The following is a 17,268-nucleotide window of genomic DNA, read 5'->3' on the forward strand; positions in this document are numbered from 1 at the left end:
TCAAACACGCTGTTGGCAGCGCCCATGGCCCGGATGGCGGAGCAGTTCTCCGCCATGGGACATGCTGGCAAGGCGGACGCGCTGCTCCTGCGGCGCGAGGCAGCAGCTCACGCCTCCCCGGTTGGCTGCGGTCTAGACGACGGCGCTACTTGCGCTACGCTACGGCTCGCCAAGCGTGGCGGGTATAGTGACGCTAGCGGCTTCCCCGGTTGACCCGCCCGTTGTCGTAATGTTATTACATTTTCAGTTTTGTGCTGTTAGGCCCACATTCAGATGAGAAATCTCTTGCACGACGACCGTGCGCACACCCGCAACGGCGGTGTAGCTGCCCGGAGAAGGTTTAGCTTCGCGCAACGCAGCGCAGCGTTCCGCCTCGCAATCGCCGCGGTCCTGGTGATTGTGGTCTGGTCCGCCATCCTGTCGCTGGTAGGCTAGGCATGCGCGAGGCGGCTTCCATCCATCTGCGGGATTTGACACTCGGCTATGACGGGCATCCGGCGGTACACCATCTCGATGGGAGCTTTCAAAGCGGCTCACTCACTGCGGTGATGGGGCCAAACGGCTCCGGCAAATCGACGCTGCTCAAAGGCATTACCGGAATCTTGAGACCTCTGGGCGGCGCCATCGAGCGGGGCGATCGCAAGGGGCGCAACATCGCGTACTTGCCGCAGAGCGCCGAGATTGACCGCAGTTTTCCAGCGACAGATCGCGGATCTCGTGGCCTTGGGCCATTGGGCCAAGCGAAGGCTGTTCGGCGCGATCAGCGGTCCTGACTACGCCCAGATCGAGTTGGCGCTCAAGACAGTTGGGCTCGCCGGGTTCGAGAACCGGCCACTCGACACCCTTTCCGGCGGGCAGTTACAGCGGGCCCTGTTTGCGCGGGTGATGCTGCAGGATGCAGACGTCATCCTGCTCGATGAGCCGTTCACGGCAATCGATGAGCGCACAGTGCAGGACTTGATAGCGCTGGTGCTGCGCTGGCACGCCGAACGGCGCACCGTGATCGCGGTATGCACGATACCGAACTGGTCCGCGGAGTCTTCCCGCAAACGCTGCTGATGGCCCGAGAGCCGGTCGCCTGGGGCGCGACGGCGGAAGCGCTAAAGCCCGAGAATTTGCTAAAGGCGCGGCGGATGACCGAGGCCTGGGACGAGCACGCGCCGTGGCACGAGCCGTCCGGCCGTCACAAACATGGAGCGGCAGCGTGAGCCTTTATGCGTTCTTTCTCGAGCCCTTCCTTCGGTATGGCTTCATGAATCGGGCGCTTGTCGGCGCGATCGTCATCGCCCTCAGTGCCGGCCCGGTGGGGGTGTTCCTGATGCTCAGGCGGATGAGCCTCACGGGCGATGCCATGGCGCACGCGATCCTACCCGGCGCGGGCGTAGGTTTCCTTATCGCAGGCCTCGAAATTCTGCCGATGACGATGGGCGGGTTCGTCGCAGGCCTCGTGGTGGCGCTGCTCGCGGGGCTGGTATCGCGGTTCACCATCCAGCGCGAAGACACGAGCCTTGCCGCATTCTACCTCATCTCGCTCGCGCTCGGAGTGATGCTGGTCAGCCTCAAGGGCTCCAATGTCGACTTGATGCATGTGCTGTTCGGCACAGTGCTAGCGCTCAACAACGACGCGCTGATCATGATCGGGGTGGTCGCGACGATTAGCATCGCGTCGCTGGCGCTGATCTGGCGACCGCTTTTCGCCGAGTGTCTCGATCCCAATTTCCTGCGCAGCGTGTCAGGCGCCGGGCAACCCGTGCATCTGATCTTCCTCGGGCTTGTGGTGCTCAACCTGGTCGGCGGGTTCCAGGCGCTCGGGACGCTGCTGGCGGTGGGCCTGATGATGCTGCCGGCCGCAGCGGCGCGGTTCTGGGTGCACGGTCTCGAAAGTATGTGCGTTGTCGCCATCCTAATCGGCGCGGTGTCGAGCTATCTTGGGCTACTCCTCTCTTACCATCTCTCGGTTCCGTCCGGGCCGGCGATCATTCTCGTCGCTGGCGCTATCTACCTTGCATCGCTTCTCATAGGCAGCCGCGGGCTTATCCGCACCCGGCTGACGCCTCCCCGCCATCGTGTCGCTTAAGGATCTAAAATGCGCAAACTCGCCTTCGTTGCCTTTGTTTCTCTCGCCGTGCCAACGGCGATGCCGACGTTAGCCGCTGAAGTCGATGCGGTGGCGAGCTTCTCGATCCTGGGGGACATGGTGAGCCGCGTGGGCGGCGACCGGGTCGCGGTTACCACGTTCGTGGGACCCAATGCCGACACCCACGTCTATGAGCCGACCCCGGCAGACGCCGCGGCCTTGACCTCGACCCAGGTGTTCTTCGTCAACGGGCTCGGCTTCGAAGGCTGGCTCGAGCGGCTCGTCGAAGCAACAGGATTTGCCGGTCCGGTGGTTACAGTATCGGAGGGCGTCGCGACCCACACAATGGATGAGGATGGGGAGGAGATTACCGATCCCCATGCCTGGCAGAGCCTCAGCAACGGCCAGATCTACGTGAGCAATATCGCCAGGGCCCTCTGCGCGGTGGATGCGGCCGGCTGCAAAACCTACACGGCCAACGCCGAGGCCTATTCGGCGGAACTCGCGGCGCTCGACGCCGAAGTTAAGGCGAAGATCGCCGAGGTGTCGGAGGCGCAGCGCAGGGTCATCACGACGCATGATGCCTTCGGCTATTTCGGCGAGGCCTATGGCATCACCTTCCTCGCACCCGAGGGCGTCAGCACCGAGAGCGAGGCGTCGGCGGCTGACGTCGCCGCGCTAATCGAGCAAGTGCGGGCGGAAGGGGTCAAAGCACTGTTCATCGAAAATATGAGCGACTCGCGGTTGATCGAACAAATCGCGCAAGAGACGGGAGCGACGGTCGGCGGCGAACTCTATGCAGACGCGCTTTCGGAGCCGAACCAACCCGCAGCGACCTATGTCGATATGTTCCGACATAACGTGGAACTTTTGGTCCCCGCGCTCACTGGACAGTAATTACCGGGACCCAATCGGTGGGCCATTCTGGTAGCAGTCTCTCGGCGGCAGGCGCCCAGGACCTGGCGCGGTCACCGATCCATCACTGTCGGGCCATCGGCTACGCAGCCATTCTTCTTCCTCGCGGGCCGGGGGGCGTTTGCGCACCTGATCGGCCCATCGCCAGGCTGACGGCGTTCTTTTTCGCCATCGTCCACGCCGCGGCTGCCCAAGTCCGCGCCGGACGCCTCGTTGAAAGCGAGGCTGCCACGTTCATCGTGGCGATCAAGGCGGTGCTGGCGGGCTAAGAAATCGTCATGCGGCCTAGTTGTGAATCACCGCGTAGCCAGCATTTTCCCACTCGATCATCCCGCCTTCGAGGTGAGAAACGCCAGTGTAGCCAAAATCCACCAGTGCGTTCGCCGCAATCTCGCTCATTCTACCGCTCTTGCAATAGAGGACGATCGATGCGGTCCTGTCGGCGGGGAGCACGCCTAGATATTCGCCAATCTGATCGAATGGGATGAAAGCATCGGTTGGCGCTATCTCGCCTTCATACGGGATATGGACGTTCACGAGGACGACGTCCTTACGGCTCAGCATCTGCGCCAATTGATCGCTCATGATCGTTTCGAATGCCGGATCAGCCTCCTCAGCCGCCGTTGCACGGGCAACACTCCAAAGAGGGCTGCCGCAACCGACTGACGCAAGCAGAGCAAGAACGAAGGTCCGCCGGCTCCACGCATCGGCTCCGGTCGCTGTCATGGTCGGATCCTTGATTGGGTAATCAGTTCGAGAGAGGAACGAATTGTCGCCCAGTCACCCACGAACGTCCAGTGCCACTGACCAGCTTGTGATCGGGTGGGTGCGCACTGGATGCATTCGACTACAGCGAAGAGGGCGCCCTGCGCCGACGATTCGTTATGATCGCGGTACTGTGTAGATGGATTTCGGGTGTCCCGATGGCGGGAGATGATGCCACAGAAGCTGCGTGTTTCCCGATTTCGAGTTTGGCGCAACTCGAGAACGTCAGCTTCGTCATTCGGCGCTTCAGGTGAACTTCAACCCAAGCTTTTTGCGGGGCGCAGGTGCTGCAGGCATCACCGGTTCCGGAACAGGTTCGGCTCTTTTGCGTCCGAGACCGCTTGCGCGAGCCATCTGCGAGCGCGTCGCCGAGTAGTTCGGCGCTACCATCGGGTAGTCGGCGGGCAGGTCCCACTTGGCCCGGTATTGATCCGGGGTCAGCTGGTACTGCGTCCTGAGATGACGCTTGAGCGATTTGAACTTCTTGCCGTCTTCCAGGCAGATCAAGAAATCCGGCGTCACCGATTTCCTGATTGGTATAGCAGGAACGAGCTTTGCTTCCTGTTGCGGGGCCGTGCTCACCGACTGCAAGCCACACAGGGCAGCGTTTATGTCGGTGATCAGGCCTGGGAGATCGCCAGCCGATAGGGCGTTGTGACTGACATAGGCGCTGACGACGCGCATCGTCATCTCGATCAGATCGATGCCGGCAGCAGCGTTCTCTTCGGTCATTGGGCCAACTCTTGTTTCGATCCGTTGCGATGGGCCGCCATCGTGACGAATTTCGCTACAGTAAGAACGGCCGACTGCAAACCCTGAAACTGCTCGCGTTCTCTATCGGGAGGCAGGATGCACGGTTAGTTCCGGGCAGCCTCGACCTCGCCTTGGGACCTGGCTTCGAGGGCAGGGCGCCACCCCCCGCTCTCAATGGCTCATTCCCTAGTTCCGGCCCCTCCTAACCGATCAACCCGCAAGGGGTTCGCTATGCATGCATGCGTTCGCCACGGCCTTGCCTTGCGATGATCGTCGTCGGCTCTGGAAGCAACGGGCGCCTGTCGAGCGGGGAATGGTCCCCGCCAAAGACGGGAGCCAGCACATGTCAAACGATCTCGATCTTGCCCAGAAACACGCCTGGAACCTCGCCCGCACCCTGATGGTGCCGGTCCTTCTCTTCAAGGTCGATGGCGCATACGGCGTCATGCCTGCCGATGAACTTGACGACGCAGAAGTCGAACCGCTGTTCGAATACGATCCTTACCAGGGTGGACGCCCGGCTCATTGAGCCGGGCCTTCGCCTCCCGCCGGCGCCCGCCGCGCGTCGGCGGGCCTGCCGCGGGGCCATGCGCAAGCTGCAGAGATCGCGCCTGCATGAGAGTTCAGAACCTACGCACAGTGGGCCCCAACCGGCAGTGCCAGCAGAGGCAGAGGGGGGCCAGCGGTTGGTGACGGGTTGGGGTGCGAGAGAGGCTCGCACCGGCCGGTCGCGGAGACATTTCCATGCCACGCCATGCCGAAATGAGTGCTGCCGGACAGGACCGGGGCAGCCTTTATGCCGAAATCACCGATAAAATTGTCGCTGACCTGGAAGCGGGACGCTTCCCCTGGGTTCAGCCTTGGGGCAGCACCGGCACGGCCTCATCATTCGATCTGCCAAACAATGCCGCAACCGGCCGGCGCTATTCGGGGATCAATGTCCTGATCCTCTGGGGCGCCGTCATCGAGGGCGGTTACGCGACCCAGAGCTGGCTGACCTTTCGGCAGGCCAAGGCCGTGGGCGCCAATGTGCGCAAAGGCGAGCGCGGCACGACCGTGGTTTATGCCAGCCGGTTCATTCCTGGAGAGGATTCCCACCGGCCCGACCCGGCTGACGATAGGCGCCGCGGCATTCCGTTCCTGAAGCGATTCACGGTATTCAACGCCGAACAATGCGAGGGTCTGCCCGCGGGCATTGGTGTGCCCGTGGTGGCACCGCCAGCACTGGAGCTTATCCTGCCGCAGGCCGAGCGTCTGATCGAAGCCACAGGTGTCGACTTCCGGATCGGCGGTGCCCGGGCCTACTACGATCCACTGCACGACCATGTGCGCGTACCGCCCCCGCAGGCCTACTTTGAGGCCGTCAATTGGCATCGCACCGCTTTTCACGAACTGGCGCATGCTTCGGGCCATGCTTCCCGTTTGGGGCGCGATCTAACCGGATCTTTCGGTTCGAAGAAGTATGCCCAGGAGGAGCTGGTGGCGGAAATTTCCGCGGCCTATATCTGCGCCGCGCTCGGCATCGTACCGACGGTTCGGCACGCAGATTATATCGGCTCATGGCTCGAATTGTTGCGCGATGATGATCGGGCCATCGTTCGCGCGGCGAGCGCAGCATCGAAGGCCGCCGACCATATTCTCGCGTTCCTTCCTGACTCCGCGCCGGGGACGACAGTGGCTCAGGACGACGGCGAGGAGGCCGCATGAGGCGGTTCGTCACTGGCCGCGGGTGATCGGGCGGCTCTCTCGTGCCGTCCAAACCAGACCCGTCGCGTCAGTAGGGCTCGACCCCTCGAGAGGTCAGCTTTACCCCCCAGCCTGGGCGCGTGCGGCGGCATCCCAGAGGGAGAGAGTGGCGGGGATTCTTGGTGACGGGTCAGGAGGCCGAGAGAGAGGCTCCCGGCCGGCCCGTCATGGAGAACGCCACCATGGCAAGTGCTGTCCAGAAAATCAGTCTCAGCCCCTCCCGGGACATCCCCTTCAACAAGCTGGTGCTGAGCCAGTCCAATGTCCGCCAGGTCAAGGCGGGCTTGTCGATTGACCAACTCGCCGAGAGCATCGCCCAGAAGACGCTGCTGCAGAGCCTTAGCGTCCGCGCCATCGTCGACACCGACGGCAAGGAGACCGGCATGTATGAGGTCCCGGCCGGCGGCCGCCGTTTTCGCGCGCTCGAACTGCTGGTAAAACAGAAGCGCATGAGCAAGACCGAGATGGTGCCGTGTATCGTCCGCGAGGGCGGTATAGCCGAAGACGACAGCCTTACCGAGAACATCGAGCGGGCTGCGCTGCATCCGCTCGACCAGTTCCGGGCGTTTCAGGCCCTCAAGGACAAGGGGTTGGACGACGAGGACATCGCCGCCCGCCAGTTCGTCTCGGTCAATGTGGTCAAGCAACGCCTGAAGCTGGCATCGGTCTCCTCCAAGCTCCTCGATCTCTATGCCGAGGACGCCATGACCTACGAGCAGCTCATGGCCTTCACCGTCAGCCACGACCATGCCCGTCAGGAGCAGGTGTGGATCTCCATCTCCAATGGCTGGAACAAGCAGGGCTACTATATCAAGCGCCTGCTGACTGAGAGCGCCGTCAATGCCAATGATCGCCGGGCCATCTATGCCGGCCTCGAGGCCTATGAGGCGGCGGGTGGTATTATCACCCGCGACCTGTTCGAGGCCGACAATGGCGGCTGGTTGCAGGACCCGGCGCTGCTCGAAAAGCTGGTGCGGGACAAGCTCGATATCGAAGCCCAGAAGGTCCAAGCCGAAGGCTGGCTCTGGGTCGAAACCGCCATCGACTTTCCCTATGGGCACACCGCCGGGCTGCGCGAGCTGGTCGGCGAGGTCGAGCCCCTCAATGACGATGATGCGGCGGCGCGAGCCGTGCTGCAGGCCGAAATCGATCAACTGCACGAGCAGTACCAGGGCGACTTCCCCGATGAGGTTGACGAGCGTCTCGGCGAGATCGAGGAACTGCTCGAAACCTTCGATCGTCGTCCGACCCGTTACGATCCGGCGGAGATCGCGCGGTCCGGCGTGTTCATCAGCCTCGATGCAGAAGGCAAATCCGAGATCGAGCGCGGCTATGTCCGCTATCACGACGAGCCCAAACTCGCGGGTGAGGACGATGACAGCGCCGATGCCGCAATCGACCCCGCGACGGGTGAGCCGCGCGGCTCGGCCCTCTCGCCTGGCGCTGCATTCGTCGGCGGTGACGACGCGGAAACGGGGAGCGAGGACGAAGAGGCCGACGACACGCTGCGTCCGCTCTCGGACCGACTCAAGCTCGAATTGACCTCGCATCGTACGGTCGCCCTGCGCGATGCCGTGGCCAACGACCCGCATGCAGCGTTTTTGGCGGTGCTGCATGTCCTGGTGCTCTCGCTGTTCTATCCTTCGCGCACCAGCGAGAGCTGCCTGGAGGTCGGCCTGCGGCATACGACCTTCGGCACGCAGGCCCCGGGTCTGGCCGAATCCATCTCGGCACGGGCGATCGATGCCCGCCGTGGCGCGTGGAAGGAACAGCTTCCGCCCGACGTGGAGAATGTCTGGGCCTTCCTGCTCAATCTCGATACCGACAGCCGGCAAATGCTGTTCGCCCATTGCGCTTCGCTCAGCATCAATGCCCAGCATGATGCGTGGAACCGCGGCGGCCGTCAGCGCAGCGCCGATCAAATCGCACAGTTGGTCGGTCTCGATATGGTGGCGGCAGGCTGGACGCCGACGGCGGACAATTATCTTAACCGGGTCCCCAAGCTCCGCATTCTCGAAGCGGTCCGCGAAGGCGTGGATGAACGCTCGGCTCAATTGATCGACCATCTCAAAAAGGGTGACATGGCCAAGGAGGCGGAGCGCCTGCTGGCCGGTAGCGGCTGGTTGCCTGAACCGCTCCGTACACCCGGATTGCCGCCGGTCGCCGATGCCAATGCCCAATCGGCTGAGTTTGAAAGCGCCAACACGATCACATTGCCGGCCTTCCTCAACGGCAATGACGGGTCCGGTTCGGACGAAGCCGAGGATGCCGGAGAGGTGCACCCGATCGCCGCCGAATAGTCCGGCTGGGCGGCCGCGCGCTCAGCTCGACATGCAACTCGCTGACGGCTCGGGCACACGCTCCGGGCCGCCCGCCACAGTTCACAACTCACGGCCCGGGCTCGCCATGGAGCGCCGGGCCGCTTTCGTTCAGGAGCCACCCATGCCCGACTACACGATCGAAACTACCTACCGCCTGCCGGTCTTCCGGCATCGGACTTATACGGCAGAGACCCCGGAAGCCGCCTGCCGCCTCGCTATCGAAGACGGCGACTGGTCCAATCAGAAAGAGGACCCGGAGTCCTCCGGCGAGACCTACGTCACCGGCATCTGGCGTGGCGCCGATACCGCCTATTCCGGAACTGCGGTTCCGGTGCCGCCGCATTTCGGCGAGGCGGTGCAGCGTCAAGGTGGCCATTTTGAGGTCTTGCTTGGCCTCCTCAAGATCATGGTCGCGGACGCCGAGGCCGGCCGAGCGACATCACCCGAATGGATTGGCAAAGCCACCTGGGCCATCGAGATGGCCGAGGCCATCCTCGCCGGTGGGCGCGGACCCGATGATCCGGAGGATGCTGCGGCCGAGGCTAGAGGCAGAGACAGGCCGGGATGAGGCGAGCCAGCCGGGTTCAGAGAGAGCATCCGGCGGGCCGTCCCGCTTCTGGCTCTCCTGGACCAATCCCATGCCTATTGCCGCTTCCTCTCGATTTGCCGCCGACAGCGTACCGCTGTCTGCCCCTCCGGCCCTTGCCGCCGCCATCCTTCGCGCCGCCGAGACCCTGCGCGCCCATCTCGAACGCGGTAGCGCCGTCGATACCACCCATCTACGCTCCGTCATGATCGACGCCTTTGGCGGCAGCGATGCCGACGGCTTCTGGGTCTGGAAGGACGCATACGACGCTTGCGAGGCGGCGCAGATTCTGTTTCTGCGTCAGTTCGGCGCCGGCATGACGCTGCGCGCCGGCACACCCAAAAAGTTGCTCGCCATGTTGGTGCAGGTCGCGGCTTTGCTGCCGACCCATACTCGCCGCGACGACGATACTCAGGCCTTTCAGCAGCTCTCGACCCCCATCCCGCTGGCGTTCGTCGCTGCACACGCCGCCGGCATAACCGCGGCCGACCTGGTGCTGGAGCCCTCGGCCGGCACGGGCCTGCTCGCGATCTTTGCCGAGCGCGCCGGCGCGCGCCTCCACGTCAACGAGCTGGCCGACAAACGGGCCGACATGCTTGAGGTATTGTTCCGGTCGATATCGGTGACGCGCTACGACGCCGCCCACATCGATGACTTCCTCGATGCCGCGATCCGCCCCTCCGTCGTGCTGATGAACCCGCCGTTCTCGGTGGCGGCCAAGGTTAAGGGCCGTGCCGCCCATGCCGACTTCCGACACCTCTGTGCCGCCTTCGCCCGGCTCGCCGACGGCGGGCGCCTGGTCGCCATTACTGGCGCCAGTCTCGATCCCGCGAGCCCCCAGTGGCGAAAGGCATTCGGGCGCCTGCAGCGGCAGGGACGCGTTCTTTTCTCTGCACCCATCGATGGTCGCGTCTATGCCAAGCACGGCACCACGGCCTCGACGCGCCTGACCGTCATCGACAAGGTTCCTGCTGACTTTCCGCAAACCGTGCCAGCATCCCGGCAGACCGCCCGCAGCGTTGCTGAACTGCTCGAATGGCTCGCTACGATCCCACAGCGTCCACGCCAGGAAGATGGGATCGAGGGGGCACGATCCATCGTGCCGGCACTGCGTCGGCATTCGCAGACGGCGTTGACGACGCCCCGGGCGGTCAAGCCGGCCCCGGCCGCGGCAGAGCCGGTCCCACTCGACTACGAGACAATCGACTGGAGCCCTGTCGAGAATGGCTCACTGACCGAGGCGATCTACGAGGGATATGCCCTCGAAGCGATCCAGATCCCTGGCGCGCAAGACCATCCCACCCAACTGGTCCAGTCCGCAGCCATGGCATCGGTCGCACCACCCCGTCCGAGCTATCGGCCGACGCTGCCGACGGATGTCGTCGCAAAGGGCCTGCTGTCGGAAGCACAGCTCGAAAGCGTCATCTATGCCGGTGAGGCGCATGGTGCGATGTTGGCGGGCTCATGGGTGGTCGCCAAGACCTACGACACCGTTTCGGCCGCTCCCGACGACTCTGGGGACGCCGTGCGGTTTCGTCGTGGCTGGTTTCTCGGCGATGGCACCGGCACCGGCAAGAGCCGTCAGGCCGCTGGCATCTTGCTCGACAACTGGATGCAAGGCCGGCGCCGCGCCGTCTGGATCAGCAAATCGGATAAGCTGATCGAAGACGCCCAGCGGGACTGGTCGGCCCTCGGCCAGGAACGGCTGCTGATCACGCCGTTGTCGCGGTTCCGACAGGGCACGGCGATCAGGCTCGACGAGGGCATCCTGTTCACCACCTACGCCACGATCCGCACGCAGGAGCGGCAGGAAAAGGCCAGCCGCGTGCAGCAGATCGTCGATTGGCTCGGCCCCGACTTCGATGGCGTTATCATCTTCGATGAAGCCCACGCCATGGCGAATGCCGCCGGCGGCAAAGGTGCGCGGGGCGATCAGGGGCCCTCGCAACAAGGTCTCGCGGGATTGCGCCTGCAGCACGCTCTCCCCAATACCCGCATCGTCTATGTCTCGGCCACCGGTGCAACTGCCGTGCAGAACCTCGCCTATGCCCAGCGCCTTGGGCTCTGGGGCAGCGAGGACTTCCCGTTTGCCACCCGTGCCGAATTCGTCGAGGCGATCGAGGCCAGCGGCGTCGCGGCCATGGAAGTGCTGGCACGCGATCTCAAATCGCTCGGGCTCTATGCCGCCCGATCGCTCTCCTACGAAGGCGTCGAATACGAGATCGTCGAGCATGAATTGAGCCCCGATCAGGTCCGCATCTACGACAGCTATGCCAGTGCATTCCAGGTGATCCACAGCCATCTCAACGAGGCGCTGCAGGCCGCCAATATCACCAGTGAGACCGGCACGCTCAACAGCCAGGCCAAGTCCGCGGCGCGGTCGGCCTTCGAATCCAGCAAGCAGCGCTTCTTCAATCACCTCATCACTTCGATGAAGACGCCTACGCTGATTGCGAGAGTCGAGCAGGATCTGGCCGCCGGTCATGCCGCCGTTGTCCAGATTGTCTCCACCGGCGAGGCGTTGATGGAACGCAGGCTGGCAGAAATTCCCACGGAAGACTGGGGCGATGTGCAGGTCGACATCACGCCCCGCGAATATGTGCTCGATTATCTGCAGCACTCCTTCCCCACCCAGCTTTATGAGGAATATTCCGACGACGAGGGCAATATCGCCTCGCGTCCGGTCTATATCGACGGCAATCCCGTGCAGTGCCGGGAGGCAGTCCGGCGCCGCGGTGCGATGATCGAGCATCTCGCGTCGCTGCCGGCGGTACAGGGGGCGCTCGATCAGATCATCCAGCGGTTCGGCACCGAAATTGTCGCGGAGGTCACCGGGCGGTCCCGCCGTATCGTCCGCAAGCTGGGGAACAGCGGTGTCGTCCGCCTCGCTGTCGAGAGCCGCGCCGGCTCAGCCAGCCTCGCCGAGACCCAGGCGTTCCAGGACGATATCAAGCACGTGCTGATATTCTCCGATGCTGGCGGCACCGGGCGCAGCTACCATGCCGATCTCGGTGCGAAGAACCGCCGGCTGCGCGTCCACTATCTCCTGGAAGCCGGCTGGAGAGCTGACACCGCAATCCAGGGGCTCGGTCGCACCAATCGGACCAACCAAGCGCAGCCGCCGCTATTCCGGCCGATCGCCACCAATGTCAAAGCGGAAAAGCGCTTCTTGTCTACCATTGCCCGGCGCCTCGACACGCTAGGCGCCATCACCAAGGGACAGCGCCAGACGGGCGGGCAGGGGATGTTCCGCTCCGAGGATAACCTGGAAAGCGATTATGCCCGCGCGGCGCTACGCCAGCTCTACTTGCAGATCTATCGCGGCAATGTCGATGGCTGTTCCTTGCAAATGTTTGAGGACACCACCGGCTTGTCGCTGAAGGGGCAGGACGGCACACTGCTCGATGAGCTGCCGCCGATCACCACATTCCTCAATCGCTTGCTCGCGCTCACCATCGACATGCAGAACCTGCTGTTCTCGGTCTTCGAGGGGCTGCTGGCCGGCAAGATCGACGGTGCGATTGCCGCCGGCACCTATGACCGCGGTCTGGAAACCATCACGGCCGAATGTCTCGACGTCGCTGATCGTCGGGTGGTTCACACCCATCCGGGCTCAGGGGCAGCGACGACGCTGGTGACTATTACCCGCCAGGACCGCAACCGTCCGAGGACTCTGGCGCGCGCGCTCGAGCTCGGTGCCGGACGATCCGGGAAGCTGCTCATCAATACCAAGTCGAACCGGGCGGCCGTGCAGGTCCCGGCCGCCAGTATCACGCTCGACGACGGTGCCGTCGAAGAGCGCGTTCGGCTCTATCGGCCGCTTGACCATACCAATATCGGCGTTGCCGCTCTTGCCGAAACCTTCTGGCGCGAGGTGGATGCACAGAGCTTCTTTGCGGCCTGGTCGGACGAGTTGGCCACGGTCCCCGAGTTCACCAGCAGCACCTTCCATGTGTTGACCGGCCTTTTGCTGCCGATCTGGAAGCGCATCCCCGGTGACGAATGCCGGGTCTATCGGCTGCAGACGGATGCCGGCGAACGTATCGTTGGCCGCTTGATATCGCCGGCCAATGTAGCGGCGCTGTATCGGAACCTTGGCCTCGATGACGTCCCACTGCTGTCGACGGGTGACGCCTGGACGGCGTTGGCCTCAGGAAAGTCCATCCTCGAACTCGGCGATGGGCTGCATTTGCGTCGGGTTCGGTCGATGAATGACTATCGCCTCGAACTGACCGGGTTCACCGACGGCATGCGCGATCGGCTCAGGTCGATGGGATTGATGTCGGAGATCATCTCCTGGAAACTGCGCTTCTTCGTGCCCATGGGCACTGAGGGTCCAGCTATCCTCGCCCGTCTGATCGAGCGGTATACCCTGATCGGCATTGCCGATCGCCAGATCGCGTAGGGCCTGTTCGATGTCGCGTGCTGGCTCGGTCGCCGAGCTGGCACAGCGCCTCGCGCATGAGGCCGAGGCGGTGTGCAAACACTATCTGTCCAATGGGCAGAGGAGCGGCAATTACTGGCTGGTCGGGGACGTCGACAATTCTCCGGGCCGCTCGCTCTATGTCCGTCTTGAGGGGCCAGAGTCTGGACCCGGCGCCGCCGGAAAATGGACGGACGCGGCAACGGGAGAATTTGGCGATCTGCTCGATATCATCGCCCATGCCGGCAAGCTCACCGAATTCCGCGACGTCGCCGATGAAGCGCGCCGGTTCTTGAGCCTGCCCCGGCCGGAACGCCCGAAGGGCATTGTGGACGGGCAACCCGCAGTCCGTGGCTCGAAGGAGGCGGCACGGCGACTTCATGCCATGACCGTGCCGATCGAGGGCACAATTGCCGAGCGCTATCTCCGCCACCGCGGCATCACCGACTTCCGCGGCTGTTCCGCGCTGCGGTTTCACGCCAACTGCTATTATCGGGATGCTGCGAACGGGATCACCACCCAATTTCCGGCGCTGATCGCTGCTGTCACGAATACCTCAGGCGAACTAACCGGCCTGCATCGTACCTGGCTCAGTCCGGACGGTTCCGACAAAGCCCCGGTCGAGTCACCGCGCCGCGCCATGGGTCAACTGTTGGGATCCGGGGTCCGCTTCGGTATCGCGTCCGATCAGCCGATCACGGTTATGGCAGCCGGCGAGGGCCTCGAAACCCTGCTGTCGCTGCGCATGGTGGCGTCCGCGATGCCGATGGTGGCCGGACTGTCCTCAGGCCACCTGGGAGCACTTCTCCTGCCTCCGGGTTTGCAGCGCCTTTATATGGCCGGCGATGCCGATGCGGCCGGTCGCAATGGAACAGGACGGTTGAGCCAACGCGCTCAGGCGTTGGGAATCGAGGTGTTGAGTCTGAGACCACGGCTGGGGGACTTCAACGACGATCTGCGCCGGCGGGGTCTGGATGCTCTTAGCGAAGCGGTCGGGGCGCAATTGCTCGCTGCGGATCGCGCCGCGTTCATGCCAGCGCGATGAAGGCCGGAAAGGGGAGGGGGATGTTGCGGGGTTCAGGGGAACCGTCCTGCCGACCCAGCAGGTTCTCCCGGCAGTGGCCGCGCCAATGGCCTTCCAAGAGGCGATAAGGCCGCAAGTCCTGCGGTCCCGCAATGGTTCGGTCGCGGTGTTTTCCGCCGCGCGGCCAAGCGGCCACGCTTTGCAGCGCGAAACAAAACACCTCTCCCTCTCCATCCTCCGCTGTGCTCCGGCCGACGCTGGCGCGCCGGTGCAGTGCCGCCTGACCTCCGGCCAAAGACATCGCATGGAAGGCCGCGAGGGCGCGGTCACGAGCAAGGAGCACCACCATGCGGTTCGACCAATCCGATCCCAATGAACCCGAGCACGCCGCATCCCACACCGACCGGATCATCGCCAACCTTGAACTCTACGGCTACAGCCCCGGCCCGGAAGAAGCTGACCCGCGACCGCTGCCCGAAGAGAATGACGTCGCCGGCGCCGTCACCGAGATCTTCAGCACCATGATTGGGGTCCTGGGCGACACCTGCCTCGAACCCGAGCTGGAGGACGTGTTGTGGTCCGTGGTCAATGTGTTCCACCGCAGTGCCGATCGGCTGCAACGCCAGCTCGACCGCAACGTCGATGCGCAGCGCCGCAGCCAGTCCGATCAGGATGGTTCCGAGGTCAAGTCCGTGATCCTGGAGCGGCTGATCGAGGACGGTCAGACACTCACCGACAAGCGCAATAGTTTTGAGGACTTTCGCGACCGCGCCGCCGACCTCTTCGAGATGAAGATCGGGTCAGTCTGGCGCCCGCGGGCCGGATCGCAGCTCAACCACAAGGCGATGACCGCCGCGGTGATCGACAGCAAGGACTTCATCGCCGCCAAGCGCCGGGCCGACCTGATGCCACTCATGCCCGCCGGCACAAAGATCGCCTTCGCTGGTGGCCTCGACTGCAACGAACATGCGAAAATCTGGGAGGCACTCGACAAAGTGTTCGCCAAGCATCCCGACATGGTGCTGCTGCATGGGGCCAGCCCTCGTGGCGCCGAACTGACCGCCGCCAAATGGGCCGAGAAGCGGAAAGTGGTGCAGATCGGCTTCAAGCCCGACTGGAACCGTCACGCCAAGGCAGCGCCGTTCAAGCGTAACGACCTGCTTCTGGAAGCGATGCCGGTTGGGCTGATCGTCTTCCCCGGTTCTGGGATTACCGACAACCTGGCCGACAAAGCCAAGCGCCTTGGCATCCCGGTCTGGAAGTTCGAGGAGGGGCGCGCATAGCGCCCCTCTTACTGCTACTCGACGAGGGTCAGGCTCGTGGCGGAGATCTTACCATCACGGCCGTTCTCAAGCTCGAACGTCACCTTGTCGTTCTCATAAAGGCCTTCGAGCCCGGACTTCTGCACAGCAGAAATATGGACGAACACGTCCTTGTCTCCGTTATCCGGCTGGATGAAGCCGAAGCCTTTAGTGGAATTGAAGAATTTTACAGTGCCTGTAGGCATGATCTCGATCCGCCGCTGCTGACCTGCCGGTGTGCCGGCAGGTAAGCCTCCCGCTGGCAACACGCCAACGGCGATGGAACCTCGCAAGGCATGGCGACAGAGTCAAACTGGCGCTCGCCTCGCGCACAAGGATGCGGAAGATGGCCAGACCGGCCACTTCCGTCGCGTCGGGCGGCGCTATTTGTTGAGCGTGTCCTTCAGCGCCTTGGCCGGAGCGAAGGTGAGCTTCTTTGAGGCCGCGATCTTGATGGTCGCGCCGGTCGAGGGATTGCGGCCGTCGCGCTCGGGCGTGGCCTTGACCTTGAACTTGCCAAACCCCGGGAGTGAGATCTCATCGCCGGCCGCGGCGGCATCGGTGATAGCCTTGAAGACGCCATCGATCAGGGCCTTGCCCTGTGCCTTGGTGAGATTGTGTTCTGCGGCGAGTTTGTCGGCGATCTCGGTTGCGGTGGTCATGAAGTGGCTCCCCGTTCAAATTGATCCATGCTCTATGCCATTGGTTCACGGCTCTGTCATCTATGGCCGCAAGTGACCCGCTCGGAGTTTGAGGCCGGCTCCTTTGAGGGCGCGGTCTGAGCGTACCAAGGCCGATCTTGATACCGGCTTGCTCCCCCCTGGCTAGCGGCGTGGTGATACTCCTCGAGCGAAATCCGCCAGATAGGGAGGGGGTGCTGGAGAAAACTCACCGCCAGTGCTCTGGCTGCTCCGGACCTACCAATGCGTCGCCGATACCTGCTAGTCCGGAGGCGCATCGGCCGATCGTCATCCTCCCAGCTGAAGCACAGCCATCTGTTTGGACGGGCATTTGTTGAGGTTGGTGACTATCTTCCAGCTCGCCATTTCTTTGCCAGGGCTTTGGTGGCCATAGGTCTGCTTCTCCGTTCGGGAAGCGGTTGCTTTGTGATCACCCCCCTTTTCATGCCGCCTTTGTCCGTCGCGCCGTTCCAACGTCAACCCCATGCGGGGTTCGCCCTCCGCTCCGCTGCGGTGACGCCGGTCCTTGGGCTCCCGCCTGTGGGCTGCATCGGGGGATGATCCCCGAGCAACCTCGAAACGGAGATTTTTTCAAATGGCCACCATCGCAACCCTGACCCAGAAGACCGACGGCTCGCTCGAAGGCACCCTTGCCACCCTTAATGTCACCGCCCAGA

The 17,268-nt window shown here is 63.5% G+C and carries 15 protein-coding genes and 1 pseudogene; 11 read left to right on the forward strand and 5 right to left on the reverse strand.

All coding sequences use genetic code 11. From position 1 onward, the window contains the following. Window positions 1–437 precede the first annotated feature (437 nt). The 4 genes and pseudogenes from aztA to IH615_RS00835 all read left to right on the forward strand — a co-directional run bounded on the left by aztA (window position 438) and on the right by IH615_RS00835 (window position 3,261). Window positions 438–1,208 (forward strand): annotated as a pseudogene (aztA, locus tag IH615_RS00820) (zinc ABC transporter ATP-binding protein AztA). Further along, the gene (aztB, locus tag IH615_RS00825) at window positions 1,205–2,077 is read left to right on the forward strand and encodes a zinc ABC transporter permease AztB (RefSeq protein WP_291359045.1); all 873 of its coding nucleotides are present in this window, start codon (window positions 1,205–1,207) and stop codon (window positions 2,075–2,077) included. Before aztA ends, aztB begins: the two are co-directional and overlap by 4 nt. A gap of 9 nt (window positions 2,078–2,086) precedes the next feature. Continuing rightward, complete coding sequence (locus IH615_RS00830; protein WP_291359047.1) at window positions 2,087–2,974, forward strand: metal ABC transporter substrate-binding protein; 888 nt, start codon at window positions 2,087–2,089, stop codon at window positions 2,972–2,974. Window positions 2,975–2,991: 17 nt separating this feature from the next. Then, window positions 2,992–3,261: a hypothetical protein gene (locus IH615_RS00835; RefSeq protein ID WP_291359049.1), complete on the forward strand. Its 270-nt coding sequence runs from the start codon at window positions 2,992–2,994 to the stop codon at window positions 3,259–3,261. A 16-nt stretch (window positions 3,262–3,277) separates the two neighbouring features. Here IH615_RS00835 and IH615_RS00840 read toward each other — a convergent pair whose 3' ends face one another. Together IH615_RS00840 and IH615_RS00845 are read right to left on the reverse strand one after the other, a co-directional pair. Continuing rightward, window positions 3,278–3,718: a rhodanese-like domain-containing protein gene (locus IH615_RS00840; RefSeq protein ID WP_291359050.1), complete on the reverse strand. Its 441-nt coding sequence runs from the start codon at window positions 3,716–3,718 to the stop codon at window positions 3,278–3,280. Between the two features lie 285 nt (window positions 3,719–4,003). After that, the gene (locus IH615_RS00845) at window positions 4,004–4,489 is read right to left on the reverse strand and encodes a MucR family transcriptional regulator (protein WP_291359051.1); all 486 of its coding nucleotides are present in this window, start codon (window positions 4,487–4,489) and stop codon (window positions 4,004–4,006) included. 364 nt (window positions 4,490–4,853) lie between these two features. On the opposite strand from IH615_RS00845, the gene IH615_RS00850 reads away from it, so the two are divergent. From IH615_RS00850 to IH615_RS00875, 6 genes are all read left to right on the forward strand, one after another. Continuing rightward, window positions 4,854–5,039, forward strand: coding sequence for a hypothetical protein (locus IH615_RS00850; protein WP_291359054.1), 186 nt, complete (start codon window positions 4,854–4,856; stop codon window positions 5,037–5,039). A gap of 215 nt (window positions 5,040–5,254) precedes the next feature. Next, the gene (locus IH615_RS00855; protein ID WP_291359056.1) at window positions 5,255–6,217 is read left to right on the forward strand and encodes a zincin-like metallopeptidase domain-containing protein; all 963 of its coding nucleotides are present in this window, start codon (window positions 5,255–5,257) and stop codon (window positions 6,215–6,217) included. Window positions 6,218–6,438: 221 nt separating this feature from the next. Then, on the forward strand, window positions 6,439–8,556 hold the full coding sequence (locus IH615_RS00860) for a ParB/RepB/Spo0J family partition protein (RefSeq protein WP_291359058.1): 2,118 nt from the start codon (window positions 6,439–6,441) through the stop codon (window positions 8,554–8,556). Window positions 8,557–8,698: 142 nt separating this feature from the next. Continuing rightward, the gene (locus IH615_RS00865) at window positions 8,699–9,145 is read left to right on the forward strand and encodes a hypothetical protein (RefSeq protein WP_291359060.1); all 447 of its coding nucleotides are present in this window, start codon (window positions 8,699–8,701) and stop codon (window positions 9,143–9,145) included. A gap of 70 nt (window positions 9,146–9,215) precedes the next feature. Continuing rightward, window positions 9,216–13,568 carry a strawberry notch family protein gene (locus IH615_RS00870; RefSeq protein WP_291359062.1) on the forward strand — a complete coding sequence of 1,451 codons (4,353 nt, stop codon included), beginning with the start codon at window positions 9,216–9,218 and terminating at the stop codon, window positions 13,566–13,568. Window positions 13,569–13,578: 10 nt separating this feature from the next. Next, window positions 13,579–14,631, forward strand: coding sequence for a toprim domain-containing protein (locus IH615_RS00875; RefSeq protein ID WP_291359063.1), 1,053 nt, complete (start codon window positions 13,579–13,581; stop codon window positions 14,629–14,631). Here IH615_RS00875 and IH615_RS00880 read toward each other — a convergent pair. After that, window positions 14,615–14,959 (reverse strand): hypothetical protein, encoded by a 345-nt coding sequence (locus IH615_RS00880; protein ID WP_291359064.1) that lies wholly within the window; start codon window positions 14,957–14,959, stop codon window positions 14,615–14,617. The two genes, IH615_RS00875 and IH615_RS00880, sit on opposite strands and share 17 nt — an antisense overlap. Here IH615_RS00880 and IH615_RS00885 point away from each other — a divergent pair. Then, a complete protein-coding gene (locus tag IH615_RS00885; RefSeq protein ID WP_291359065.1) occupies window positions 14,958–15,893 on the forward strand; it encodes a DUF2493 domain-containing protein in 936 nt (311 codons plus the stop codon). The genes IH615_RS00880 and IH615_RS00885 overlap by 2 nt on opposite strands. A 14-nt stretch (window positions 15,894–15,907) precedes the next feature. On the opposite strand, the gene IH615_RS00890 is transcribed toward IH615_RS00885, so the two are convergent. Beyond that, complete coding sequence (locus IH615_RS00890; RefSeq protein WP_291359066.1) at window positions 15,908–16,117, reverse strand: cold-shock protein; 210 nt, start codon at window positions 16,115–16,117, stop codon at window positions 15,908–15,910. A gap of 177 nt (window positions 16,118–16,294) precedes the next feature. Continuing rightward, the gene (locus IH615_RS00895) at window positions 16,295–16,573 is read right to left on the reverse strand and encodes an HU family DNA-binding protein (protein ID WP_291359068.1); all 279 of its coding nucleotides are present in this window, start codon (window positions 16,571–16,573) and stop codon (window positions 16,295–16,297) included. Between the last annotated feature and the right edge of the window lie 695 nt (window positions 16,574–17,268).

It is taken from the genome of Devosia sp., from assembly GCF_014860165.1.
Classification (GTDB): domain Bacteria; phylum Pseudomonadota; class Alphaproteobacteria; order Rhizobiales; family Devosiaceae; genus Devosia.